The following is a 23,205-nucleotide window of genomic DNA, read 5'->3' on the forward strand; positions in this document are numbered from 1 at the left end:
GCTCAGGCGGCGGACTTCTTGGTCGCGGCCTTCTTGGCCGGCGCCTTGGAAACGGTCTTGGTCGCGGCCTTCTTGGCGACCGGCGCGGCGGCGGTGCCGGCGGCCTTGGTCACGGCCTTGTTGCTGCGGGCGTTGCCGTAGCTGGAGTTGTAGCGCTTGCCCTTAGCGGTCTTGCGGTCGCCCTTGCCCATGTTCGTACTCCTGAATCTGTCAAAAATCCGCACGCGGGTGCGGGGTTACTAGAAATCGCGTCGCGCGCGAGGCCGCGAAGTCTATCACGCGGGCCTACCCGATGACCCTCTGGTGAGAGCCCTCTTGGTAAGGGGGCGCGGCGAAGCCGCGGGATCGGAAGCACATAGCGGGGCCCGAAGTTTGCTGCGCAAACTTTGGGATTAATCCATGCGGAGCATGGATTAATGCGCACACGATGCGTCGTGGACGTGGCCAAGCCTCAGGTTGGCCAGGTGCGCCAGTCCGATGAGCGTGCCGCCCAGGGTCATCGCGATGGCGTGCGGGACCAGCGCGTGGTGCAGCGGGCCGTACAACACCCCAACCCAGAGCGTTGCCAGCCCCGGCAACAGCAGGCCCAACGCACGGACCGCCCCGTGACGGCGATAGCCCCAGATCACGCTGAACAGGCCAAGCATGGTCGCGAACAGGACGAAACCGCGCTCGAAATCATCTCCCAGCCACGCCGCCACGCCGAGCGACGGCAGCGCCGCGATCAGCAGCGGCAGCAGTGCGCAATGGATCGCACACAGCAGCGATCCGGCGGCTCCGAGCCGGTCGAGTATTGACCGGGTCGAACCCTTGGACTGGGGGCGGGGGGCGAAGTCGCTCATTTCGTTACATTGTAACAGTTGCATGCCGTTGATCGGTCACGCTGCCGCGTCAAAAACGGCCTGCTCGGTTTCATGCGCAGGGTGGGAGCGGCGGACGGCCGGGACGGCCTGCGCCAGCAGGGCGCAACCGGCCAGGGTCCACACGATCATGGCGCCGCTGGGCAAGTCGAACACGGCCGACAGCACCAGGCCCGAGATATAGCCGAGCGCGCCGATGATGTACGCCGCGACCAGCCGCGACCGTCCCTTCATGCCCGCCGTCGCCAGGGCCGGAACGATCAGGCTCGCAAACACCAGGTAGACGCCCACCAGCTGCACCGACGCGGTGATGGCCAGGGCAAACAGGGCATAGAACAGCAGCCCGGCCAGCTTCCCGCCGCGCAGCCACATGAAAGCCAGCAGTACGGCCGACAACACGGCCGCCGGAATCAGCTGGGCATAGCTGACCCAGAGGATCTGGCCCACCAGTAGATCCTTCAGGTGTTCGCCGCCCTGCGGGTTGTCGGCCAGCAGCAGCAGGCCGCCGGTGGCAGCCAGCGCGAACAGGGTGCCGATCAGCGGCTCCTGGTATTCCGGCCAGCGCCGGTCGGTCCACGACAGCAGGCCGGCGCCGGCCAGTGCGGCGGCGGCGGCGGCGAGCTGCACGCCGAAACCGTGCTCGTCGATGCCGAGATACTGGGCGAGGATCACACCCAGCCCGGCGATCTGTGCGATCGCCAGGTCGATGAAGATGATGCCGCGGGACAACACCTGCTTGCCCAGCGGCACGTGCGTGGACAGCACCACGAGCCCGGCGACGCACGCGGGGCCGAGGATGCTGAGATCGAGACCTTCGAGTGTCATTTGGCGGCTCCCAGCAATTTGGAAATCGTGGAATCGAACAGGCCGAACAGATCCTTCGACTGCGCATCGCCGCCCACGGTGAACGGCAGCGACACTGCCGGCACGCCGGTGCGATCGGACAGCCATTCGGAGGGCTTCCCGTCCTGGTAGGCCGCGCGCACGATCGCCAGCGTGTTGCCGTTCTTGGTGGTGGCGATCAGGCTGGCCAGGTGCGCGCTGGTCGGCGGCACGCCGGGCTTGGGTTCAAGTGCACCGATCTGGTTCATGCCGAGCCAGTCCCACAGGTAGACCCAGCTGATGTGGTGGACGACCACGTTGCGGCCCTTCAAGGGCGCTGCTTCAGCCTTCCACTTCGCCATCGCGGCGAGCCAGCGCTTGCTGAAGCTGTCGAGGCGCTGCTGGTAGGTCGCGGCATTGGCCGGATCCAACTGCACCAGGCGGGCATCGAGCGCCTTGGCGATGACGAGCACGCGGCGCGGATCCATCTGCACGTGCGGATTGCCGTCCGGATGCACGTCGCCGTAGGCGCGATCGAGCGCGGTCGGCTTCTCCAGCGTCTTCACCTGCGCGGCGGCCATGAACGAACCAGGGCCCGAGGCCACCTTGGAGTTGCCGGACTGGCGGATCAGCTGCGGCAACCAGCCCACCTCGAGTTCGGCGCCCATGCACACCATCAGGTCGGCGCTGCGCACTTTGGCAATCAGGCTCGGCTTGGCTTCGATCTGGTGCACGTCCTGCAACGCCGACGTGCCGACATCGACGTCGACCTTGTCGCCAGCGAGTTCGGTCACCAGCGAACCCCATTCCGGTTCGCAGGCGAACACCTTCAGCTTGGCCTGCGCCGGCGTCGAGGCCAGCGCGGCAAGCAGCAATACGGGAATCGCGAAGAGCTTCATCGTCTGTATTCCTAAGGGCTTAGAACTTGTGCGCGCCGTGCGCGCCAAGGCTGGTCTGGTACTGCACGGTGACGGCGTTGTCGCTGTCGTCCGCGTTGGGTTTGTCGTGGCTCAGCTGCAGCCGGAACAGACTGAACTCGCTGTTGCGCCAGGTGAGTTCGGCGGAATGCCGATAGGGGTCGTGGTCGCTTGCGAACGGACCATTGGCATCCGCCCACAGCTTGTCGTAGCGATAGCCGACATCCCATAGACGGTTGAGGCGATACACCGCTTCGACGTAAGCCCCGCTGCGCTGGCCATCCCATGGCGAGGTGAGCGTGTCGTCTTCCGGATCGATGAAGACACCATCGCGGTCGTCGCGGAAGTATTCCGTGCGCAGGGTGATGCCACCGTCCTTGAAGTTGCCCTGCGGCGCCCACTTCCAGGTCGCGTCGGCGAGATACACCTTGGCATCGCCGTTGAAGCCGTCTTCGCCACCTTCGGTCTTCGTCTTCAGCATCGAGACGCCCGCCAGCCACTCGTTGTTGCTGCCGACGTCGCCGCCCATGTGCGCGAACAACGTGCGCGTGCCGAGGCCACCGTCCTGCGCGCCACCGCTGGGATAGTTCTGGCCGCGCAGCACTTCGCCGCCGACTTCGAACAGCAGGCTGGTCGGCGCGACCCAGCGCAGCTGCACGCCGTCGTCGCCGTACTGACCGCCGAGGAACGCCTGGTAGGCGAGCGGACGATCGAAGAAATTGTCGGTATGCGCGTGGTGGCCGTTGAGATAACCGATGTTGGAGAAGAAGCGGCCCAGGCGCAGGCTGAAACCGGCGGGCAGCGCGGTGGTATCGATGTAGGCCTCTTCGATGCCGAGGTGGTCGTCGCCGTCCTCGCTCTCGATCGATGCGGTCAACTGGCCGTAGAACTTGTCGTCGATGTTGGCGGCGAAGGAAACCTCGCTTTCGCCCAGCGAGAACCCGTTCGGGCTCGGACCACTCTCGCCCGCCAGCGGAAAGCCGGCGCGGACGTAGTTGTCGGGATCGAGCGAATGATGCGAGTAGCTGCCGTTGAGGATGATGCTGATCGCCGGGTTGAACGCGTTGCCATTGGCGCCGCTGGCGCTGGTCGTGCCGGGCGTCGCCGCGACGGATTCGGTGGAATCGGCAGTCGCGGGAGCGGCTTCCGGCGTGGCGGCAAGCGCGTCGATTTCTGCCTCTTCGCTGCTCGCGGGCGTGGCCGCCGACGCAGGCGTGGCCGCGACAGGCTGCGACTTCAACGCCTGCAATTCCGCCTGCAGCGCTTTGACCTGCGCTTCCAGGGCCTCGATGCGGCGATCGGTAACGGGATCGCCGGCGAACGCCGGAGAAGTCGCGAGCGCGCTCAGCACGCACAGGGCAAGCAGGGATTTCCGCACGGGCGCCGGGCTCAGTTTTAAAAGGATGTAATAACATAACACTTGTGCCGAACGGGTCGTCAATATGACCTTTGGCCCGGTGTCGCCCCCTATTCACCCCAGCGCCAGTCGCTCGTGCGCGGATATGCGTGTATATACACGCTATGCCCCGCCCAGACCCCCACCCGCCCAGCCTTTGCACCTGCTTCCGCCTGCGCAAGCTGTCGCGACTGGTCAGCCAGCGCTACGACCGCGAACTCGCACCGACCGGAATCAACATCAACCAGTTTTCGATCCTGCGCCGCGCATCGCGCGAGTCGAGAACGATCACGGCGCTGGCGCGTGAGCTCGGCATGGACCGCACCACCCTCAGCCGCGACATCAAGCCGCTGGTGGCAGCCGGCTGGGTCGAACTCACCCAGGGCGCCACCGATGCACGCCAGCGTTGCATCAGCGTCACCACTGCCGGCAAAGGGGTGCTCGATACTGCGCTGCCGCTGTGGCGCAAGGCGCAGCAAGCGATCGAAGCCACGCTCGGACAAACCGGCGTTGAAGTGCTGCATGGACACCTCGACCACGCGATGCAACAACTCGAAGGCAGCCCGACCGGATGACCACGACCCCGCATTCCCCGCGCTACTGGCCCTTGGTGCTGGCCGCCACCGCGACGCTGATGGTCACGATGGGCATCCGTCAATCGATGGGCCTGTTCGTCAGTCCGATCGGCAAGGCGACCGGACTGGGCATCGCGCAGATCAGCTTCGCGCTGGCGATCGGGCAGTTCGTGTGGGGCGCGGTGCAGCCGCTGTTCGGTGCGGTGGCCGACCAGAAAGGACCGGGACGCGTGCTGGTGCTGGGCGGACTGCTGCTGGTCGCGGGCACGGCGCTGGTGCCGATGTTCGATTCGCAGTGGGGCCTGTTGATGACGCTCGGCGTATTGACTGCCGCAGGTGCTGGCGCCGGCAGTTTTTCCGTGCTGATCGGGGCGACGGCGCAGCATGTCCCGACGAGCAGGCGGTCGATGGTCGGCGGCGTGATCAATGCGGGCGGTTCGCTGGGGCAATTCCTGTTCGCGCCGTTCGTGCAGGCGCTGATCAGCGCATTCGGCTGGGCGGCGGCGATGTGGGCGCTCGCGGTCGCCGCGCTGTCGACGTTGCCCTTGGCATGGCCGCTGCGCCGGCGCGCAGCTCCTGCCGCTCCCGCCACCGTGACATCAGCCGCACCTGCCGGAATGAGCCTGCGCGAACAGCTGCGCATTGCGCTGCGCGATCGCAGCTACTGGTGCCTGCACATCGGCTTCTTCACCTGCGGCGTGCACATCGCCTTCCTGGTCACGCACCTGCCGACGGAAATCGCGATGTGCGGCTTGTCGCCGCAGGTCTCCGCGATCAGCCTCGGGCTGATCGGCCTGTTCAACATCGGTGGCAGCCTCGGCATCGGCTGGCTCGGCCAGCGCTATCGCATGAAGCACCTGCTCGCGCTGATGTATGCGAGCCGCGCGGCGTTGATCGCGGTCTACCTGGCCTCGCCGCCGACACCGATGACGTTCTTCCTCTTCGCCGCGGGACTGGGCCTGACGTGGCTGGCCACGGTGCCGCCGACCGCGGGCCTCGTCGGCAAGCTGTTCGGACCGCGCTACCTCGGCACGCTGTTCGGACTCACCCTGCTCTCGCACCAGATCGGCGGCTTCCTCGGTGCGTGGGTCGGCGGCCTCGTCGTCGAACGCTTCGGCGGCTACACCTGGATGTGGTACGCCGACATCGCCCTGGCATTGATCGCGGCGGCCGTGAACCTGCCGATCCGCGAATCCCGGGTCGTCCTGCAACCAGCGGCCGCGTAGCCCGCGGCGGCTGGCCCGCTCAACCCGCGGACGCGGCCTGCCTGGCGCAGTCCGCGCACAGGCCATGCACTTCCAGTGTCTGCGCCTGTGGCATGAAGCCCACGGCGCGCGCACTGGCGTCAAGCGAATCGACGATCGCGGCGTCCTCGAGCTCGGTCGCCGACTGGCACCCGTCGCAGATCAGGAACGGCACTGCATGCGCGGCGCTGCCTGGATGGTGGCAGCCGACGAAAGCGTTGATCGAGGCGAGCTTGTGGATGAAGCCGTGTTCGAGCAGGAAATCCAGCGCGCGATACACCGTCGGCGGCGCCGCGGCATCGTGCGTGGCCTTCATCTGGTCGAGCAGGTCATAAGCCTTGATCGGACGGCCGGCATCGGCGATCAGGCGCAACGCATTGGCGCGGATCGGGGTGAGGCGCAGGCCGCGTTGTTCGCACGCACGCTCGACCTCGCGCACGAAGGCATCGCCATCGTGGACGTGGTGCTGCGGGTCGGTGCAGGCGTGCGAGTGGGCCATGGCTCTGATTTATGCCCCCGCCGGCACCTTTGCAAGGGCCGCGTCGATGCGCGTCACCGCCTCGCCCTGGCCCGCCAGGTACACGGTGTGCGAGATGTCCGGGCTGACCTGCGTGCCGGTGATCGCCACGCGCAGTGGTTGGGCGACCTTGCCCATGCCGATGCCGAGCGCCTCGGCGGTTTCGTGCAACGCGGCCGCGACCGATTCGGCGGTCCACGACGCCAGCTTCGCCAGGCGCTCGCGCGCATCGGCCAGCGGCGCCCGTGCGGCGGCGGTGAGGTGCTTGGCGACGGCGGCCTCTTCGTACTGAGTGAGCGGCTGGAACCACACTGCGGCACGTTCGGCCATGTCCTTCAGCGTCTGCACGCGGTCGCGCAGGGCGACGACGATGTCGGCGGGCTTCGGCCCCCTGGCGAGGTCGTAGCCCTGGTTGCGCAGGTGCCACTCGAGGTGCTTTGCCACGTCCTCGGGCGCATCGCTCTTCAGGTACTGCTGGTTGAGCCAGCCGAGCTTGGCGGAGTCGAGGCGCGACGCCTTCGGATTCACGTCCTTCAGGTCGAACAACGCCGTCATCTGCGCGATCGAGAAGATCTCCTGGTCGCCATGCGACCAGCCCAGGCGAACGAGGTAATTCAGCAGCGCGTGTGGGAGGTAGCCCGCATCGCGGTACTGCATGACGTCGGCCGCGCCGGTGCGCTTGGACAGCTTGGCGCCCTGCTCGTCGAGGATCATCGGCAGGTGCGCGAAATGCGGCACTTGCTTGCCCAGCGCGCGGTAGATGTTGATCTGCCGCGGCGTGTTGTTGACGTGGTCATCGCCACGCACCACGTCGGTGATCTCCATGTCGATGTCGTCGACCACGACGGCGAAGTTGTAAGTCGCGTAGCCGTCGGACCGGAAGATCACCAGGTCGTCGAGCTCGCTGTTGCTGAACTCGATGCGGCCCTTGACCTTGTCTTCCCACGCGACCGTGCCTTCGAGCGGGTTCCGGAAACGGATGACGCGGTTGGGATCGTCGCGGAAGCCGGCATCCTGCGTGCGATACGCGCCGTTGTAGCGCGGCTTCTCGTTCTTCGCCATCGCGGCTTCACGCATGGCCTCGAGCTCTTCCTTGCTCTCGTACGCGTAGTACGCATGGCCCGATGCGACGAGCTGCTCGGCGACTTCGCGGTAACGGTCCAGTCGCTGGGTCTGGAAGATCGGGCCTTCGTCGTAATCCAGGCTCAGCCATTGCATCGCATCGAGGATGGCGTCGATCGCGGCCTGCGTGCTGCGCTCCCGGTCGGTGTCCTCGATGCGCAGGACGAACGAGCCGCCGCGGCGGCGTGCCTCCAGCCAGCAATACAGCGCGGTGCGTGCACCGCCGATGTGCAGGTAACCGGTGGGACTGGGAGCGAAGCGGGTGCGGGTCATCGTGGGATTGGTGCAGCAGGCGGGAATCGCGCATTTTACTCGCCCCGGCGGACATCGGACGGCGGTCGCAATAATGCCGCGCGGGCGGCCGGCAGGGGCGAACAACGGCATCCAGGGCTCCGCGTTTGCCGACGTGACCCTAAAATGCCTCCATGACCACGCTTTTCATCTCCGATCTGCACCTCGATGCCGAGCGCCCGCAGGTCACCGACCTGTTCGGCCGTTTCCTCCGCGCGGAAGCCCGCAAAGCCGACGCGCTCTACATCCTGGGCGACCTGTTCGAGGCCTGGGTCGGCGACGACGACCCGTCCGAAACCGGCGCTTTCGTCGCGCGCGAACTGCGCACCCTCGCCGATGGCGGCGTGCCGGTGTACTTCATCCGTGGCAACCGCGATTTCCTGCTGGGCGAGGACTACGCGCGCCGCGCCGGCATGACGATCCTGCCGGACCCGGCGGTCGTGGTGCTTTACGGGCAACCTACGCTGATCGCACATGGCGACACGCTGTGCACCGGCGACATCGCCTACCAGCAATTCCGCGCGCAGGTGCGCAATCCGGCCTGGCAGCAGCAGTTCCTGTCGCAGCCGCTGGCCGCACGCGTCGCGTTCGCGCACCAGGCGCGTGCGGCAAGCAAGGCGCACCAGGCCGGGCTGCAGGACCAGGGGGCGATGGAAACGATCACGGATGTCGCTCCGGAAACCGTGGCCGCGACGTTCGCGCGCTTCGGAATCGGGCGCCTGATCCATGGGCATACGCATCGGCCGGCGATCCATGAACTCGTCATTGACGGCCGTGGGCATCAACGCATCGTGCTGGGGGACTGGTACGACCAAGGCTCAGTGCTGCGCGTGACGCGGGATGACGCGTTGCTGGAGTCCGTCTAGCAGCCGGCGCTGTGCCTCTCCACGCGCTGCGGCGCGTCGTGCTCTGCCATGAGCAAATTCGACCGAGGCGCGGTACGACCAAGGCTCAGTGCTGCGCGTGACGCGGGATGACGCGTTGCTGGAGTCCCTGTAACAGCCACGCTCCCACGCGCTGCGGCGCATTTGCGATGCGACAGGCGCGCACGCGCACGCGGCGCAGCTCACTTCGCCGCTTCCGCGCACCCCTTGTATGTCTTGTCGCCATAAAGGAAGCGCGACTCGTAGTGATAGCGGTTGTCGGACATGCCGTCGCTGCATTCCCCGGGGAGGATGTACAGATTGAAATCTGTCTTGCCGTCAGTGCCGAAAATGACCACGCCCCCCGGCGACGGCACGCGCCGCCCGTGCATGGTCCTGCCCGCCTGGTCTTCGGGCGTGGTGAACACCAGCGTGTCGCCATCCACGCGCACGCCCCAGAAGGGTTCGGTACCTATGGCACGCCAAGCCAGCACGGGCGCGTTCTCCTGGCCGGCAGCGCGCTTGCCCTGCGCCATGGGCGGAGTGATCGGTGGCGCCGTGACCGGCTCGGAGGGCGCCGGATTGGCGCTGCTCGTGGCAGGCGGTGCCGCCGGGGCATCGCGGGAAGTGGCGGGCGCCTGCGTCCCACGCGAGCACCCCGCGAGCAGCGCGGCTGCCATGCAAACGATCACCAGCGGCAGGATGGGATGGCGCACGGACGACTCCGGTCGACCCGCGCACGCTAGCCGCGCGGCCGTTAGCCAGTGGTGATGTCAGGGCGCGCTCGCGGCGGCCTCGGCCTGCAGGGTGAGCAGTTCGTCCGCGTCGAAGCCCGCCGCCAGGCGGGCGTCGGTGTTGAAAGGGCCATGCAGCACGCCGCCGGCGTACTCGCGCAACAGCTCGCGGAAGCGGACCGCGTGGCCGACGCCCGCGCGCTCGCAATACCAGCGATACCAGCGCGACCCGGCGGCGACGTGCGCCACTTCCTCGCGCAGGATCAGCTCCAGGATGGCCACGGTCGCGGTATCGCCCAGCGAGCGCAGCTTCGCGATCATGCCGGGCGTGACATCGAGTCCGCGCGCCTCCAGCACGCGCGGCACCAGCGCCATCCGCGCCAGGCCGTCATGGGCGGTCTTCTCGGCCATCTCCCACAGCCCGTTGTGGGCGTCGAAGTCGCCGTAGTCATGGCCCAACTGCTGCAGGCGCTCGCGCAGCAGGGTGAAATGGCGCGCCTCGTCGTCGGCGACGCCTATCCAGTCCGCATAGAACTCAGGCGGCAGGCCGCGGAAGCGGTAGGCCGCATCCCATGCCAGGTCGATCGCGTTGAATTCGATATGGGCGACGGCATGGATGAAGGCCGCCAGGCCTTCCCGGGTGCCGAAGCCGCGACGCGGCAGCTCGCGCGGATGCACGAGCGCGGGGCGCGCGGGGCGGCCGGGCATGCGCACCGGTTCCGGCGCGGGCGCGTCGTCGGGAATGGCGAGTTCGCCGCGGCGGAAGGCGTCCGCGGCGGCGAAAGTCCGGGCCAGCTTGTCCGTGGGCGTGGCCGCGTCGAGGCAGGCACGCGCGGCGTCGAACAGCGACGAACTCACGATTCGTCATCCCGGCGAAAGCCGGGATCCATTTTGATTTTGCTTTGGCAGTTCATTTGCATTGCAAAGGCAACGGCAAAATGGATCCCGGCTTTCGCCCGGATGACAACATGTCCCTTAGGACGCGCGACGCGTCTTCTTGGCCTCGTCCGAACGCAGCTGCTTGATGCGGTCGAAGTAGCCTTCCTCGATGCCGGTTACGTATTTGCCGTTGAAGCAGGACGAGTCGAAGTGCTCCATGCGCTGCTTCGGCCCGGATACGGCTTCCTCGAGGTCGGCCAGGTCCTGGTAGATCAGCCAGTCGCAGCCGAGCAGCTTCTGCACCTCTTCCTCGCTGCGGTCGTGCGCAACCAGTTCCTCCGCCGACGGCATGTCGATGCCGTAGATGTTGGGGAAGCGCACCGGCGGCGCGGCCGATGCCAGGTACACCTTGCGCGCACCGGCGTCGCGCGCCATCTGCACGATCTGTTGCGAGGTGGTGCCGCGCACGATCGAGTCGTCGACGAGCAGCACGACGCGATTCTTGAATTCCAGCGGGATCGGGTTGAGCTTGCGACGCACCGACTTCGTGCGCTGGCCCTGCCCCGGCATGATGAAGGTGCGGCCGACGTAGCGGTTCTTGATGAAGCCCTCGCGGTACTTCACGCCGAGCACGTTGGCGATTTCCAGCGCGGCGTCGCGCGAGGTGTCGGGGATCGGGATCACCGTGTCGATGTCGTGGTCGGGCATCAGGCGCAGGATCTTCTCGCCGAGCTTCTGGCCCATGCGCATGCGCGCCTTGTGCACCGAGATATTGTCCATCATCGAGTCGGGGCGCGCGAAGTACACGTACTCGAAGATGCAGGGCGTGTGTTCCTGCGGCGGTGCGGTCTGCTGCGCGAACAGTTCGCCGCGCGCGGTGACGACGATGCATTCGCCCGGGGCGACGTCGCGCACGCGCTCGAAGCCGAGCAGGTCGAGCGCCACGGATTCGGAGGCGACGGCGTATTCGTCGGAGCCCTCGTTCTTGTCAGCGCGCTTGGTGCGCTTGCCCAGCACCAGCGGGCGGATGCCGTGCGGATCGCGGAACGCGACCAGGCCCAGGCCCAGCACCGTGATGACGACCGCGTAGCCGCCGACGCAGCGCCGATTCACGCCCTCGATCGCCTTGAACACGGCTTCTGGCGTCAGCGCCTTCTGCAGGCTCAGCTCGTGCGCGAAGACATTGAGCAGCACTTCCGAGTCCGACTCGGTGTTGACGTTGCGCAGGTCCTGCTCGAACACCTCGCGACGCAGCTTGTCGGTGTTGATCAGGTTGCCGTTGTGTGCCAGCGCGATGCCGTAAGGCGAATTGACGTAGAACGGCTGCGCTTCGTCCGAACCTTCGGAACCCGCGGTCGGATAGCGGCAATGGGCGATGCCGAAGCGGCCCTGCAGCAGCTGCATCGAGTCCGCGTCGAACACATCGCTGACCAGGCCATTGCCCTTCTGCACGCGCAACTTGCCGCCGTCGCAGGTGGCGATGCCGGCCGCGTCCTGGCCGCGATGCTGCAGCACCGACAGGCCGTCGTAGAGCTGGGCGGCGACATCCGTGTTGCCGACGATTCCGAGAATGCCGCACATAGCAATGAATCCTGTCTTAGAGAACCCGCTTGTCGTCCGGCGTCGAGCCGTTCGGGGGCGGATCCGGGGTAACCCGTTTTGGATCGGGACGCGTTGCCGGTTGCTCCGGCACCCGCGAGAGAATTTCAGGAACCGCCCGCGGTAGCTCCGGGATCGACCGCGGCAGTCCTTCCGGCATCACCTGCCTGAGTTGCTCCGTCTGCGCCTGTACCTGCGCCTGCAGCGATGTTCCGCGCCCATCCAGGTCCACGCGTTGCGCCATCCACGGCGGCAGGCAGCCGCGCATCCACTTGGCCGCCGGCAGCAGCGTCGCGACGCCGGCCGACTCATGCCATGCGCGCTTGCCGGGAACGCTGGTCAGTCCCAGCATCAACAGCAACGCGCAGGCAAGGAACAGGCCGCGCACCACGCCCAGGCCGAAGCCGAACAGGCGATCCACGCCCGACAACCCGGCTTCCTTTGCGAGCCGCCGCACCACCAGGCCGACCAGCGCCACGGCGATCCACACGACGGCGAAGCTCAGTGCGTAGCCGCCGAGGTATTCGCCCCAGCTCAGTTGGCCCGCCGTCACCAGGCCACGGCCCACGTCGCCACCGAACAGATATGCGGCCAGCCCCGCCAGTAGCCAAGCCACCAGCGACACCACCACGCCGATCATTCCGCGCAACAGGCCGAGCACGCCCGACACGCCCACGATCAGCAGCAATACCCAATCCAGCGCCGTCATGGCTTGTCGCTCCTACAACCCTGGCTTCACCGCCCGCGACGCCGGGGGCGTCACGGGTGCGGTTTCACGATGGCGTCGCCGATGCCGAGCTTGGCCACGACCTGCGCCTTGAGCAGGTCGGCCTCGGCACGCGTCAGCACCGGTCCGACACGCACGCGGCTGAGCACGCCCTTGTCGGTGCGCACCGATTCGACGAAGGCATGCAGGCCGGCGGCACGGGCGCGGTCGCGCAGCTTGTTGGCTTCGACCGCGCTCGAGAACGCGCCCAGCTGCACGGCGAAGCCGGTGCTGGCGGCGGCGGGCTCGCTCGGCCGGGTCGCGGCGGCAATGGGAGTGGCGGGCTTGCTCGCGGCCGTCGCCGTGGTGGGTGCAGGCTTGGTCGTGGCCGGCGGCGGTGCCGGCTTCGACGCGGGTGCGGGGATCACGGACTTGGCGGCAGCGGGCTTGGTGGCAGTGGGCCTGGTCTCGGCCAGGGGCTCGGGCTTGGACACCGGCGCGGCAGGGGCGGCGACCGGTTGCGAAACCGGCGGCGCGGCGGTGCTGGCCGTCGCGGCATCATTCAGGACCACGACCTTGGCGCTGACATCGTCGCGCACGTGCGCCGCGCGCAGCCGCGCGGCTTCGGCGTCCGCCTGGGTGGTGAAGGGCCCGATGCGCACGCGGTACAGCGTGCGGCCGTTGTCGGTGATGGATTCCTGGTAGCCGGTCAGTTGCGAGGCGCGCAGTGCCGCAACCACGTTGTCGGCATCCGCGGCGGTGGCATAGCGACCGAAGCTCACGGCGTAGTCGCCAGCCGCGGTGGCGGCCGGCATCAGTCCCGTGCCGGCGGCGGCGCTGTCCGTCGTCGCGACCGAGGCGTCGTCCGGCTGGGCGTCGCTCGCATCCATCCCGACCACGCCGCTCGCGGGCGCCGCGCCCGGTGCCACCAAGGGCAATTCGCGGGTCTGGATCGCCCCGTCGCCCTGCGGGGCATCGGGGAGCTTGAGGGGAACATCGGAAACGCCGCTTTCCGGGGCGGGACCCTTGATCAGCATCGGCAGGAAAATCACTGCCAGGGCCACGAGTACGACCGCACCAACCACGCGCTGCTTCAAAGCGGGTTCCATCGATTCATCGGCCTCGGGGGAAATGGCGCGTGAATTATAACGCGCCCCGGGAACCCTCCCGCCCCCGGGTTGATGAACGCGTCGCCAATATCCATGCGCCGGAATTCGAGTGGAATCGAGCCGGAAAGGCGCGGCACACCGCCTTCAGGGCGACGCCTGCTCCCGCAGGGCAGCGGCCGCCGCATGGAACGATCCGAACACCAGGATGCGATCGCCCTGCCTGGCCTGCGCCAACGCGGCTGCAAGTGCCGCCGTGACGCCTGCATGGCGCTGCCCGGATGCGGCCGCGGCTCCGTCGAGGCGCTGTGCGAAGGCGTCGACATCGAGCCCGCGCGGGCCCTGCTCCGCCAGACCGGCGAGATGCCAGCGATCGATGTGGCTGGCCAAGGCATCGGCCACGCCACGCAGATCCTTGTCACCCAAAGCGGCGAATACGGCGATCGTCTGCCCGGCAGCAGGCTCAGCGGCGAGCCATGCGGCCAGTTCACGCGCGGCCTGCGGGTTGTGGCCGACATCGACGACCACTTCGACGCCACCGCGCTCGAAACGCTGCAGGCGCCCGGCGACGTGCGCATTGGCCACACCTGCCGTGAATGCCTCCCGCGGCAATTTCCTGCCCAGTGCGCGCAGTGCGGCGACCGCGGTGGCGGCGTTGCGCAACTGCACCGGTGCGGCGAGGCGTGGCAGCGGCAGCTCGAGGGCGAAACCGATTTCGCGCCAAGTCCAGCGTCCAGCACCGGGCAGAACGGCGTCGGTGGGCGTGAAGCGGTTGCCGTTGCCATCGGGGGTGTCGAAGAAGAAATCGCAGCCGGCACGGATCGCCGAGGCACCGATCGCATAGGCGTGGCGCAATACACTGGCAGGCGGATCGTCGTCGCCCAGCACCAGCGGCTTCCAGGCGCGCGCGATCCCGGCCTTCTCGAAACCGATCACTTCGCGGTCGTCGCCCAGGTAATCCTGGTGATCGAGATCCACGGTGGTGATTACCGCGACATCTGGATCGACCAGGTTGGTGGCATCCAGGCGTCCGCCGAGGCCGACCTCGAGGATGGCGAGGTCGAGCCGGCTACGCTCGAACAGCCATAGCGCCGCCAGCGTGCCGTATTCGAAATACGTGAGCAGCGTGTCGCCGCGCGCGGCCTCGATCGCGTCGAACGCCGCGACGAGATCGGCATCGCCCGCATCGGCGCCGTCGATGCGCACGCGCTCGTTGTAAGCGAGCAGGTGCGGCGACGTGTAGGCGCCCACCTTCCAGCCCGCCGCGCGTGCGATCGCCTCGATGAAGGCGACGGTCGAGCCCTTGCCGTTGGTGCCGCCGACCGTGATGACCTTCTTCGCGGGCTTTTTAAGCCGCAGGCGCGACGCGACTGCGCGCACGCGATCCAGGCCCATGTCGATGGTCTTCGGGTGTTGGCGCTCGATGTAGTCGAGCCAGTCGGCAAGCGTCTGCGGCATGCCGATATTGTATGGCGCGCCTTGCCCGCCCCCACCCCAACCCWCCCCCGCTCTGCGGGGGAGGGAGAAAATCACAGCCTCCGCTCTGCGGGGGAGGGAGCAATCACAACGCCCGATGCACCGCCTCGCCGAACAACGCCGTGTGGTGGCTGCAGTCGTTCAGGCGCACGACGTCGAGATAGTCGACATCGGCGCCTTCGAGCAGGTTGAGCGTGGTGGGCGCCTGGCGGAAGGACCACAGCTTCGCCAGCGGCATGCCGAGGATCCGGCACAGCAGGACGCGGTTGACCGCGTCATGCGCGACCACCAGCAGCGTCTCGTGGGCCCCCAGTCCCGCGCACGCTCGCGCGAACGCCGGCCACGCGCGGTCCAGCACGTGCTGCAGCGACTCGCCCTGCGGCATCAGCACTTCGTGCGGGGCATGCCGCCACGCCTGCATCAGCTCCGGATCGCGGGCCCGGATTTCCTCGGCGAGCAGGCCTTCCCAGGTGCCATGCGCGATTTCCTTGAGGCCCTCGTCGAAGGTGAGCAACGCCGCGCGTTCGTCACCCAGTGCGAGTTGGGCGGTACGCGCGGCGCGCACCAGCGGCGAGGCGACGGCGCGATCGATGCGCACCTCGCCGAGGCGTTCTCCGAGCGCGCGCGCCTGCACTTCGCCGATCGGCGACAGCGGGATGTCTTCCTGGCCCTGGTAGCGGCCCTCGGCGTTCCACGGGGTTTCGCCGTGGCGTGCGAGCAATATCTTCATGCTTACACCTGCTGCAGCGAGAGCACGCCCGGGGTGGCGCGCAGGGTGACGAGCTGCGGTTCGCTCAGGGGCTGGTCCACCGTGATCGCCGCGCGCGCCTGGCCATCGCCGGCGGCGCCGAGTGCGAAGTTGACGATATTGATCCCGGCCGCGCCCAGTTGCGAACCGACCGTGCCGATCATGCCCGGGCGGTCTTCGTTGCGAAGCAGCAGCACGTGCGCCTGTGGATCGAATTCGATCTCGACGCCGTCCAGGCGCACCACGCGCGGACCGCGATGCAGGGTCGCCTCGATCTCGCGCGGCTTGTTGCCGCCCTCGACGCGGATCCGCAGCAGGCGATCGAAACCGTCGCCGTCGCCGCCCACGGTTTCGGCGACGACCAGGCCGCGCGCGGCGGCTTCCTGCAATGCGTTCACCGGGGTGACGCGACCCGAGTGCGTGCCGAGTAGCGCCGCGACGAGCAGGCGCGTGAGCGGACGGGTGTCGAGCGCATCGGTGCGGCCTGCATAGGTCACGGTCAGCCTGGTCGGCGCATCGACCAGGCGCGAGGCGAGCTTGCCCAGCGACGACATCAGCGGCATCCACGGCCCGACTTCGCGCGCGGCTTCGGCGGTGAGCGGCGGCAGGTTGACGCAACCGGCAACGGCGCCGGTGGCCGTGAAGTCGATGATCTGGCGCGCGAGGATCGTGCTCACCGCCTGCTGCGCCTCGCTCGTGGACGCACCCAGGTGCGGAGTGAGGATCAGCTTGGGATGCGCGCGCAACGGCGAATCGCTCTGCAGCGGTTCGGTGGCGAAGGTGTCGAGTGCGGCGCCGTTGAGGTGGCCTTCGTCGAGCAGGCGCAGCAGCGCGGCTTCGTCGACCAGTCCGCCGCGGGCAGCGTTGATGATGTAGGCGCCCTTCTTCATCGCGCGCATGCGCTGCTCCGAGAGCAGGTTGGTGGTCTCTTTGGTGCGCGGAATATGCAGGGTGACGATGTCGGCCCAGGCCAGCAGTTCGTCGAGCGACTTCAGTGGCACGCTGCCCTTGCCCGCGGCCGACGCCGGCAGGAACGGATCATGCGCGGCCACTTCCATGCCGATGCCCTGCGCCTTGCGCGCGACGGTGCCGCCGATGCGGCCCAGGCCGATGACGCCGAGCTTCTTGCCTTCCAGTTCGAAACCGGTGAGCCCGGCCTTCGGCCACTCACCGGCTTTCATGCCGGCATCGGCACGCGGAATGTGGCGGGCCAGCGCGAACAGCAACGAGATCGCGTGCTCGGCGGCGGCGAGCGTGTTGCCGTCGGGCGCGTTCATCACCGCGATGCCCCTGGCAGTGGCGGCATCGACATCGATGGTGTCGACGCCGGCGCCGGCGCGGCCGATGACTTTCAGGCCGCTCGCCATGGCCAACGCCTCGGCCGGGACCTTGGTGGCCGATCGCACCAGCACGGCATCGACCTCGGCCAATGCCAGGGCGAGGACGTGGGGGTCTTTGATCGGTTCGGGGGCGACGAGGACGTCCCATCCCGCCTCGCGGAACAGGGCCAGACCGTCTTCGTGGATGCCATCGCAGGCCAGTACTTTCATCGCAAGCTCCAATAGGGTTGGGAGCGCGGAAAGCCTGCTAGCCGGCACGACGTGTGGAACCTGCGGCGTCCCGCACCGGCCAGGCCGATTGCGGAACGCATGCGTCGCACGGAAGCGTGGACGCGGTGTTACTCACGGGTCGGGAGACGGGGCCGGCTTGGCATGGGAATCCGCGACGGACCAAGCCTAGCAGACCCCGGGTGCGGATTCGCAACAGTTGCTTATGAAATCGTGCTTATGAAATCCGTGCCTGTGAAACCGCATGCAGCGGGCGGGTACGATGCGCCCTCCCCCGCACACGGAATGCGAACCATGAGCCAGCAGGTCAAGGGCCCCTTCGACGTCAAGCGCACCGCGATGGATTCGATCGATGCCGGTGGCGATGCCGCCTTCGCCCGGATCCGCTTCGAGAAGCGCTTCCACGGCGAACTGGACGCGACCAGCGTGGTGGAGATGCTCAGCGCCGGCAATCCCGCCTCGGGTTCGGCCGGCTATGTCGCCGTCGAGCATCTCGTTGGCACACTGCAAGGCCGCAAGGGCCGTTTCATGATGCAGCACAGCGGCGTGATGGATCGCGGCCGGGCCTCGCTGACGCTCACCGTCGTTCCCGACAGCGGCACCGACGAACTGACTGGCCTGCGCGGGCGCATGCAGATCGACATCGCCGAGGGCGGTGCGCATTTCTACACCTTCGACTACACGCTGGACTGACGGCACGCTGGACTGACGGCACGCTGGACTGACGGCACGCGGGACTGACCGGCGCTGGTCGCCACGAACAACGACAGATACCAGAGCAATGCGGCGGCGCATGGTCGGCATGGGCGGCGACGGGACAAGGAGCCGGCGCCGACTGGCGAAGCCGCCCGTTCCCGGCAAACCGCACGACCGGCCGCGACACGGGGCCGGCGTATAATTTCGCCCTCTCGCCGCGCCCGTCGCGGCTCTCCACGCAAGGCAATCCCATGTCGCAGACGATGAAGGCGCTGGTCAAGCGCGAAGCCACCAAAGGCATCTGGATGGAACAGGTGCCGGTCCCCGCGCCGGGCCCGAACGAAGTCCTGATCAAGCTCGAGAAGACCGCGATCTGCGGTACCGACCTGCACATCTACCTGTGGGACGAGTGGAGCCAGCGCACCATCAAGCCGGGACTGGTGATCGGCCATGAATTCGTCGGCCGCGTCGTCGACCTCGGCCCGGGCGTGACCGGCTACAAGATCGGCCAGCGCGTCTCCGCCGAAGGCCACATCGTCTGCGGCCATTGCCGCAACTGCCGCGCCGGCCGCCAGCACCTGTGCCCCAACACCGTCGGCATCGGCGTCAACCGCAACGGCGCCTTCGCCGAATACATCGTGATGCCGGCGTCGAACCTGTGGCCGATCCCGGACCAGATCCCGTCGGAACTCGCCGCGTTCTTCGATCCCTACGGCAATGCCGCGCATTGCGCGCTGGAGTTCGACGTCGTCGGCGAGGACGTGCTGATCACCGGCGCTGGCCCGATCGGAATCATTGCCGCCGGCATCTGCAAGCACATCGGCGCGCGCAACGTCGTGGTCACCGACGTCAACGACTACCGCCTCAGCCTCGCCGCCGACATGGGCGCGACGCGCGTGGTCAACGTGACCAACACGTCGCTCAAGGACGTGATGAAGGACCTGCACATGGAAGGCTTCGACGTGGGCCTGGAGATGAGCGGCAACCCGCGCGCCTTCAACGACATGCTCGAATGCATGTACCACGGCGGCAAGATCGCGATGCTCGGCATCATGCCCAAGGGCGCCGGCGTCGACTGGGACAAGATCATCTTCAAGGGTCTCACCCTGCAGGGCATCTATGGCCGTCGCATGTACGAGACCTGGTACAAGATGACGCAGCTGGTGCAGGGCGGATTCCCGCTCGGCAAGGTGCTGACGCACCAGCTGCCCATCGACGAGTTCCAGCAGGGTTTCGACCTGATGGAATCGGGCAAGGCCGGCAAGGTCGTGCTGAGCTGGAACTGAGGACGACCCCATGTCGCTGACGCATCGCTACGCCGAGACCCTCGACGAAATCCGCGCCGCCGGACTGTTCAAGTCCGAGCGCATCATCACCTCGCCGCAGTCCGCCGAGATCACCCTCACCGACGGCCGCACGGTGCTGAACTTCTGCGCCAACAACTACCTGGGCCTCGCCGACCACCCGGACGTGATCGCCGCGGCGAAGGAAGCGCTCGACACGCACGGCTTCGGCATGGCCTCGGTGCGCTTCATCTGCGGCACGCAGGACCTGCACAAGCGGCTCGAGAAGACGATTGCCGACTTCTTCGGCACCGAGGACACGATCCTCTATGCCGCGTGCTTCGATGCCAACGGCGGCCTGTTCGAACCGCTGCTGGACGAGAACGACGCGATCATCTCCGACGCGCTCAACCACGCCTCGATCATCGACGGCGTGCGCCTGTGCAAGGCCAAGCGCTATCGCTACGCCAACTGCGACATGGCGGACCTGGAAAAGCAGCTGCAGCAGGCCAAGGCCGACGGCGCGCGCACGATCATGATCACCTCCGATGGCGTGTTCTCTATGGATGGCTTCATCGCGCCGCTCGACGAGATCACCGCGCTCGCCGCGAAGTACGGCGCGCTGGTGCATATCGACGAATGCCATGCGACCGGCTTCCTCGGCAAGAACGGCCGCGGCTCTGCTGAAGTGAAGGGGGTGATGGACAAGATCGACATCTTCACCGGCACGCTCGGCAAGGCCATGGGCGGCGCGCTGGGCGGCTTCACCACCGCCAGGAAGGAAGTGATCGAACTGCTGCGCCAGCGCTCACGTCCGTATCTGTTCTCGAATTCGCTGCCGCCGCATGTGGTGGCCGCGGGCATCAAGGCCTTCGAGATGCTGGCCGCCGCAGGCGACCTGCGCGAAACGCTGGCGGCGAACACCGCCTACTTCCGCGAAAAGATGACCGCCGCGGGCTTCGACGTGAAGCCGGGTGTGCATCCGATCAGCCCGGTGATGCTGTACGACGCCCCGCTGGCGCAGGCATTCGCGCAGCGCCTGCTCGAGGAAGGCATCTACGCGATCGGCTTCTTCTTCCCGGTGGTGCCGAAAGGCCAGGCGCGCATCCGCACGCAGATCTCGGCCGCACACACGCGCGAGCACCTGGATCGCGCCATCGCGGCGTTCATCAAGATCGGCGGCGAACTGGGCGTGATCAAGGCCTGAGCGCAGGCAGGGGGAACGGACAACCGGTCGTCCCGCCCCCTATCCCGCAAAAGAGAAACGCCACCAACCGTGGTTGGTGGCGTTTGCCAGGCAATGCGCGGTTCGCGCGTTTACTTGCCGCCGCCGCCCTTCTGCGGCTCTGCTTCCTTCTGATCCTTCCCAGCCGCCGGCGCGCCGGTGGCGACGCGATAGCCGTTCTTCTTCATCCAGGCGTCGAAGTCGTCGGCGGTCATCTTCTTGCCGTCCTGGGTCATGTTGAAGCGCTTGCTGTCGGCCGCCGTGGTAACCGGAGCGGCGGCGGCCTTGGACGCCGGCTTGGGCGCGGCCTTGGGAGCTTCCTTCGCCAGAGCGAGGCCACTGAAAAGCAGGCACGGCAGTGCCACCAGGATCATGCGCATGTAATTTCCCCTTGGTCCGAGTTGCGGTGTGTGGTGCGTAAGAAACCACGCACTCGCCGCAAAAAAGGTGCGAACAGGCACATTTCGGAAAAAGCGCCTGGCGCACGCCGTCCCGGCCGTTGCGATTGCGTGGTGCGTCGCACATTACCCGACCCGGCGGGCAGGCGGACTAGCGGCCCAGGTTCTCCGTCCGCCCCTGCAGGCGGGCCACTTCGTCGGCCGTCAGCCACCGCCACTGCCCCTTGGCCAGGTCGCCCAGCACCAGGTCGCCGATCGCCACCCGCACCAGTCGCAGGACTTCGATGCCGAAGGCCGCCAGCAACCGGCGTATCTGCCGGTTACGGCCCTCGTCGAGGGTGATTTCCAGCCAAGCATTGCGTTCGCCCGCCCTCAGCAGGCGGACCGACTTCGCCCGCAACAGCTCGCCCTCGTGTTGCGCGCCATGCACGAAGGCCGCAAGCAGGGCGTGGTCGGGCACGGTGTCGACCTGCACGTGATAGGTCTTGTCCGGCCCCGATTCCGGGTCGGTGACTCGCGCCGCCCACTCGGGGTCGTTGCAGAACAGCAGCAGCCCTTCACTGGCCTGGTCCAGGCGCCCTACCGGTGCCAGCCATGGCAGCGGCCGACCTTGCCAGCTGGCGCCTTCCAGGCATCGGTAGACGGTATCCCGACCGCGTTCGTCGCGGGCGGTGGTGACCAGGCCCCGCGGCTTGTTGAGCATCAGGTAGAGGCGAGAGGCCGCATCCAGTTCATCGCCGTCCACGGCGATGCGTTGGCGGCCAGTTCCGGCGATGGGGAATTCAGGATCCCGAACGACGCGGCCGTCCACGGTCACGCGCCCGGCAACGATCCAGCGCGCGGCCTCCGTACGCGAGCAGACGCCACGCTTGGACAACACACGAGCCAGACCGTGGCGTGCCCCCCCTGCCGTCATCGTGGATGCGCTTGCGCGCTTACTTCTTCTTCTCGGGCGGGTCGGCTGGCTCGGCGGGTACGGTGGCCGCGCCAGTCGTACCTGCTGCGCCCTTGGCCACGCGCACGCCACGCGCTTTCATCCAGGCGTCGAATTCCTCGGCCGTCATGCGCTTGCCGTTCTGGCTCATGTCGAAGCGCCAGGGACTGTTGTCGTATTTGGTCTGCGGCTTGTATGCAGCAGGACTCGAGGACGATGGCAACGCGGGCGCCGTCGCAGGCACGGCGTTGGCAGTGAGACAACCCTGGAGGCGTTGGCGCAGCAGGACGTTGTCGACAGACAGGCTTTCGTCGGGCGTCTGCGCCAGCACGCCAGTCGGCGCTCCCAATTGGTGTGCCGGAGCACTGAGCTCGGGCGAAAGCGGCGCGACCAGGGTCGGCTGGACCGGCAGGCTGGTGGGCAAAGACGTCGAACCGCACTGCTGCGCGTTCTGCGCGTGCGCGACGCCCACGAGGGCGAACAGAGACAAACCACTCAGTACGCGTTGCATGTTGCGCCTCCGCGAGCCTCGTAGATCCGCGAGTGTAGGCGCGGCCCAGTGGACCAACAACCTTCGCGATGTGAAGACGGTCCGCGCTGCCATCGGACGGCAATCGGTTCAGTTGTTCACCCAATGGATGCTTCTCGCGAATGCTTCACGCAAAAACGAAGCCCGGCACAAGGCCGGGCTTCGCGGTAAAGCTGGCAACGTCGAAACTCAGTTCTGGACGTTCAGCTCGGTACGACGGTTCTTCTCGCTCTTGCAGCCCGGCATCGTCTGGCCCATGTCCTCCAGCGGACGGCTCTCGCCGTAGCCATTCGGACCGGTCAGGCGCGCGGCGTCGATGCCGTTGCTGGTCAGATAGTCGTACACGGCGCGCGAGCGACGTTCCGACAGGCTCTGGTTGTAGGCGTCCTTGCCGCACTGGTCGGTGTGACCAGCCACTTCGGCCTTCAGCTCCGGATAGCGCTTGAAGATCTCGATCGCCTCGTTGAGGATCTGCACCGCGTCGGGACGCAGCGTCGCCTTGTCGAAGTCGAAGTTCACGCCCTTCAGGTCGATCGACACCGGCACCGGGCAACCGTCCGGACCGATCGTCTGGCCGGCCTGCGAACCCGGGCACTTGTCGTCGCAGTTGTTCACGCCGTCGCCGTCGTCGTCGCCATCGGCGCAGCTCGGAGCCGGCGGCGGCGGCGGAGCGGCCACCACGGGTTCCGGACCCAGCGGGATGATGATGCCGACCGA

25 protein-coding genes are annotated in these 23,205 nt (G+C 67.4%); 6 read left to right on the forward strand and 19 right to left on the reverse strand.

Annotated elements, in window-relative coordinates:
• Positions 1–2: 2 nt before the first annotated feature.
• The 5 genes from ACXJJ9_RS15740 to ACXJJ9_RS15760 all read right to left on the reverse strand — a co-directional run bounded on the left by ACXJJ9_RS15740 (position 3) and on the right by ACXJJ9_RS15760 (position 3,977).
• Positions 3–191 (reverse strand): 30S ribosomal protein THX, encoded by a 189-nt coding sequence (locus ACXJJ9_RS15740; protein ID WP_310053720.1) that lies wholly within the window; start codon positions 189–191, stop codon positions 3–5.
• A 222-nt stretch (positions 192–413) separates the two neighbouring features.
• Complete coding sequence (locus ACXJJ9_RS15745) at positions 414–842, reverse strand: MerC domain-containing protein (protein ID WP_457098067.1); 429 nt, start codon at positions 840–842, stop codon at positions 414–416.
• A gap of 36 nt (positions 843–878) precedes the next feature.
• Positions 879–1,685 (reverse strand): metal ABC transporter permease, encoded by an 807-nt coding sequence (locus ACXJJ9_RS15750; RefSeq protein WP_457098068.1) that lies wholly within the window; start codon positions 1,683–1,685, stop codon positions 879–881.
• Positions 1,682–2,581: a metal ABC transporter substrate-binding protein gene (locus tag ACXJJ9_RS15755; protein ID WP_457098069.1), complete on the reverse strand. Its 900-nt coding sequence runs from the start codon at positions 2,579–2,581 to the stop codon at positions 1,682–1,684. Before ACXJJ9_RS15755 ends, ACXJJ9_RS15750 begins: the two co-directional genes overlap by 4 nt.
• 19 nt (positions 2,582–2,600) lie before the next feature.
• Positions 2,601–3,977 carry a hypothetical protein gene (locus ACXJJ9_RS15760; protein ID WP_457098070.1) on the reverse strand — a complete coding sequence of 459 codons (1,377 nt, stop codon included), beginning with the start codon at positions 3,975–3,977 and terminating at the stop codon, positions 2,601–2,603.
• Positions 3,978–4,120: 143 nt separating this feature from the next.
• On the opposite strand from ACXJJ9_RS15760, the gene ACXJJ9_RS15765 reads away from it, so the two are divergent.
• Together ACXJJ9_RS15765 and ACXJJ9_RS15770 are read left to right on the forward strand one after the other, a co-directional pair.
• Positions 4,121–4,570, forward strand: a complete 450-nt coding sequence (locus ACXJJ9_RS15765; RefSeq protein ID WP_457098071.1) for a MarR family winged helix-turn-helix transcriptional regulator — start codon at positions 4,121–4,123, stop codon at positions 4,568–4,570.
• Complete coding sequence (locus ACXJJ9_RS15770; protein ID WP_457098072.1) at positions 4,567–5,796, forward strand: MFS transporter; 1,230 nt, start codon at positions 4,567–4,569, stop codon at positions 5,794–5,796. Before ACXJJ9_RS15765 ends, ACXJJ9_RS15770 begins: the two co-directional genes overlap by 4 nt.
• A gap of 19 nt (positions 5,797–5,815) precedes the next feature.
• Here the strand turns inward: ACXJJ9_RS15770 and ACXJJ9_RS15775 are convergent, their stop codons facing one another.
• Positions 5,816–6,313, reverse strand: a complete 498-nt coding sequence (locus ACXJJ9_RS15775; RefSeq protein WP_310053727.1) for a transcriptional repressor — start codon at positions 6,311–6,313, stop codon at positions 5,816–5,818.
• Between the two features lie 9 nt (positions 6,314–6,322).
• The gene (gene gltX / locus ACXJJ9_RS15780) at positions 6,323–7,726 is read right to left on the reverse strand and encodes a glutamate--tRNA ligase (RefSeq protein WP_457098073.1); all 1,404 of its coding nucleotides are present in this window, start codon (positions 7,724–7,726) and stop codon (positions 6,323–6,325) included.
• Between the two features lie 152 nt (positions 7,727–7,878).
• On the opposite strand from gltX, the gene lpxH reads away from it, so the two are divergent.
• A complete protein-coding gene (lpxH, locus tag ACXJJ9_RS15785) occupies positions 7,879–8,610 on the forward strand; it encodes a UDP-2,3-diacylglucosamine diphosphatase (RefSeq protein ID WP_457098074.1) in 732 nt (243 codons plus the stop codon).
• A 200-nt stretch (positions 8,611–8,810) separates the two neighbouring features.
• Here the strand turns inward: lpxH and ACXJJ9_RS15790 are convergent, their stop codons facing one another.
• The 8 genes from ACXJJ9_RS15790 to serA form a co-directional block, all read right to left on the reverse strand.
• Complete coding sequence (locus ACXJJ9_RS15790) at positions 8,811–9,323, reverse strand: hypothetical protein (protein ID WP_457098075.1); 513 nt, start codon at positions 9,321–9,323, stop codon at positions 8,811–8,813.
• Between the two features lie 57 nt (positions 9,324–9,380).
• Positions 9,381–10,199, reverse strand: a complete 819-nt coding sequence (locus tag ACXJJ9_RS15795) for a ferritin-like domain-containing protein (protein WP_457098076.1) — start codon at positions 10,197–10,199, stop codon at positions 9,381–9,383.
• 117 nt (positions 10,200–10,316) lie between these two features.
• Entirely contained in the window at positions 10,317–11,801 is a 1,485-nt protein-coding gene (gene purF / locus ACXJJ9_RS15800) for an amidophosphoribosyltransferase (RefSeq protein ID WP_457098077.1), read from the reverse strand.
• A gap of 16 nt (positions 11,802–11,817) precedes the next feature.
• Positions 11,818–12,528, reverse strand: a complete 711-nt coding sequence (locus tag ACXJJ9_RS15805) for a CvpA family protein (protein ID WP_457098078.1) — start codon at positions 12,526–12,528, stop codon at positions 11,818–11,820.
• Positions 12,529–12,578: 50 nt separating this feature from the next.
• Entirely contained in the window at positions 12,579–13,634 is a 1,056-nt protein-coding gene (locus tag ACXJJ9_RS15810) for an SPOR domain-containing protein (RefSeq protein WP_457098079.1), read from the reverse strand.
• 144 nt (positions 13,635–13,778) lie between these two features.
• Positions 13,779–15,089, reverse strand: coding sequence for a bifunctional tetrahydrofolate synthase/dihydrofolate synthase (gene folC / locus ACXJJ9_RS15815; protein ID WP_457098080.1), 1,311 nt, complete (start codon positions 15,087–15,089; stop codon positions 13,779–13,781).
• 103 nt (positions 15,090–15,192) lie between these two features.
• Positions 15,193–15,837, reverse strand: coding sequence for a histidine phosphatase family protein (locus ACXJJ9_RS15820; protein ID WP_457098081.1), 645 nt, complete (start codon positions 15,835–15,837; stop codon positions 15,193–15,195).
• 2 nt (positions 15,838–15,839) lie between these two features.
• Complete coding sequence (gene serA / locus ACXJJ9_RS15825) at positions 15,840–17,405, reverse strand: phosphoglycerate dehydrogenase (protein WP_457098082.1); 1,566 nt, start codon at positions 17,403–17,405, stop codon at positions 15,840–15,842.
• 312 nt (positions 17,406–17,717) lie between these two features.
• Between serA and ACXJJ9_RS15830 the strand changes: the two genes are divergently transcribed.
• The 3 genes from ACXJJ9_RS15830 (at position 17,718) to kbl (ending at position 20,609) form a co-directional block, all read left to right on the forward strand.
• Entirely contained in the window at positions 17,718–18,116 is a 399-nt protein-coding gene (locus ACXJJ9_RS15830) for a DUF3224 domain-containing protein (RefSeq protein WP_457098083.1), read from the forward strand.
• 254 nt (positions 18,117–18,370) lie between these two features.
• Positions 18,371–19,405 (forward strand): L-threonine 3-dehydrogenase, encoded by a 1,035-nt coding sequence (gene tdh, locus ACXJJ9_RS15835; protein WP_310053739.1) that lies wholly within the window; start codon positions 18,371–18,373, stop codon positions 19,403–19,405.
• 10 nt (positions 19,406–19,415) lie between these two features.
• A complete protein-coding gene (gene kbl, locus ACXJJ9_RS15840) occupies positions 19,416–20,609 on the forward strand; it encodes a glycine C-acetyltransferase (protein ID WP_457098084.1) in 1,194 nt (397 codons plus the stop codon).
• A gap of 110 nt (positions 20,610–20,719) precedes the next feature.
• Here kbl and ACXJJ9_RS15845 read toward each other — a convergent pair whose 3' ends face one another.
• From ACXJJ9_RS15845 to ACXJJ9_RS15860, 4 genes are all read right to left on the reverse strand, one after another.
• A complete protein-coding gene (locus ACXJJ9_RS15845; RefSeq protein ID WP_310053741.1) occupies positions 20,720–21,007 on the reverse strand; it encodes a hypothetical protein in 288 nt (95 codons plus the stop codon).
• A gap of 169 nt (positions 21,008–21,176) precedes the next feature.
• Positions 21,177–21,941, reverse strand: coding sequence for a pseudouridine synthase (locus tag ACXJJ9_RS15850; RefSeq protein ID WP_457098085.1), 765 nt, complete (start codon positions 21,939–21,941; stop codon positions 21,177–21,179).
• 19 nt (positions 21,942–21,960) lie between these two features.
• Positions 21,961–22,470 (reverse strand): hypothetical protein, encoded by a 510-nt coding sequence (locus ACXJJ9_RS15855; protein WP_310053743.1) that lies wholly within the window; start codon positions 22,468–22,470, stop codon positions 21,961–21,963.
• Positions 22,471–22,677: 207 nt separating this feature from the next.
• The coding region (locus ACXJJ9_RS15860; protein ID WP_457098086.1) for an OmpA family protein at positions 22,678–23,205 on the reverse strand (528 nt) is incomplete at its 5' end.

Source organism: Lysobacter sp. P5_B9, from assembly GCF_054049835.1.

What these genes read in the sequence shown, in the direction of transcription:
- ACXJJ9_RS15830 (WP_457098083.1), top strand. Translation starts at nt 17,718, where the DNA reads ATGAGCCAGCAGGTCAAGGGCCCCTTCGACGTCAAGCGCACCGCGATG.
- ACXJJ9_RS15745 (WP_457098067.1), bottom strand. Translation starts at nt 842, where the DNA reads ATGAGCGACTTCGCCCCCCGCCCCCAGTCCAAGGGTTCGACCCGGTCA.
- tdh (WP_310053739.1), top strand. Translation starts at nt 18,371, where the DNA reads ATGTCGCAGACGATGAAGGCGCTGGTCAAGCGCGAAGCCACCAAAGGC.
- folC (WP_457098080.1), bottom strand. Translation starts at nt 15,089, where the DNA reads ATGCCGCAGACGCTTGCCGACTGGCTCGACTACATCGAGCGCCAACAC.
- lpxH (WP_457098074.1), top strand. Translation starts at nt 7,879, where the DNA reads ATGACCACGCTTTTCATCTCCGATCTGCACCTCGATGCCGAGCGCCCG.
- purF (WP_457098077.1), bottom strand. Translation starts at nt 11,801, where the DNA reads ATGTGCGGCATTCTCGGAATCGTCGGCAACACGGATGTCGCCGCCCAG.
- ACXJJ9_RS15755 (WP_457098069.1), bottom strand. Translation starts at nt 2,581, where the DNA reads ATGAAGCTCTTCGCGATTCCCGTATTGCTGCTTGCCGCGCTGGCCTCG.
- ACXJJ9_RS15810 (WP_457098079.1), bottom strand. Translation starts at nt 13,634, where the DNA reads ATGGAACCCGCTTTGAAGCAGCGCGTGGTTGGTGCGGTCGTACTCGTG.
- kbl (WP_457098084.1), top strand. Translation starts at nt 19,416, where the DNA reads ATGTCGCTGACGCATCGCTACGCCGAGACCCTCGACGAAATCCGCGCC.
- ACXJJ9_RS15805 (WP_457098078.1), bottom strand. Translation starts at nt 12,528, where the DNA reads ATGACGGCGCTGGATTGGGTATTGCTGCTGATCGTGGGCGTGTCGGGC.
- ACXJJ9_RS15740 (WP_310053720.1), bottom strand. Translation starts at nt 191, where the DNA reads ATGGGCAAGGGCGACCGCAAGACCGCTAAGGGCAAGCGCTACAACTCC.
- ACXJJ9_RS15820 (WP_457098081.1), bottom strand. Translation starts at nt 15,837, where the DNA reads ATGAAGATATTGCTCGCACGCCACGGCGAAACCCCGTGGAACGCCGAG.
- ACXJJ9_RS15850 (WP_457098085.1), bottom strand. Translation starts at nt 21,941, where the DNA reads ATGACGGCAGGGGGGGCACGCCACGGTCTGGCTCGTGTGTTGTCCAAG.
- ACXJJ9_RS15845 (WP_310053741.1), bottom strand. Translation starts at nt 21,007, where the DNA reads ATGCGCATGATCCTGGTGGCACTGCCGTGCCTGCTTTTCAGTGGCCTC.
- gltX (WP_457098073.1), bottom strand. Translation starts at nt 7,726, where the DNA reads ATGACCCGCACCCGCTTCGCTCCCAGTCCCACCGGTTACCTGCACATC.
- ACXJJ9_RS15855 (WP_310053743.1), bottom strand. Translation starts at nt 22,470, where the DNA reads ATGCAACGCGTACTGAGTGGTTTGTCTCTGTTCGCCCTCGTGGGCGTC.
- ACXJJ9_RS15750 (WP_457098068.1), bottom strand. Translation starts at nt 1,685, where the DNA reads ATGACACTCGAAGGTCTCGATCTCAGCATCCTCGGCCCCGCGTGCGTC.
- ACXJJ9_RS15775 (WP_310053727.1), bottom strand. Translation starts at nt 6,313, where the DNA reads ATGGCCCACTCGCACGCCTGCACCGACCCGCAGCACCACGTCCACGAT.
- serA (WP_457098082.1), bottom strand. Translation starts at nt 17,405, where the DNA reads ATGAAAGTACTGGCCTGCGATGGCATCCACGAAGACGGTCTGGCCCTG.
- ACXJJ9_RS15765 (WP_457098071.1), top strand. Translation starts at nt 4,121, where the DNA reads ATGCCCCGCCCAGACCCCCACCCGCCCAGCCTTTGCACCTGCTTCCGC.
- ACXJJ9_RS15770 (WP_457098072.1), top strand. Translation starts at nt 4,567, where the DNA reads ATGACCACGACCCCGCATTCCCCGCGCTACTGGCCCTTGGTGCTGGCC.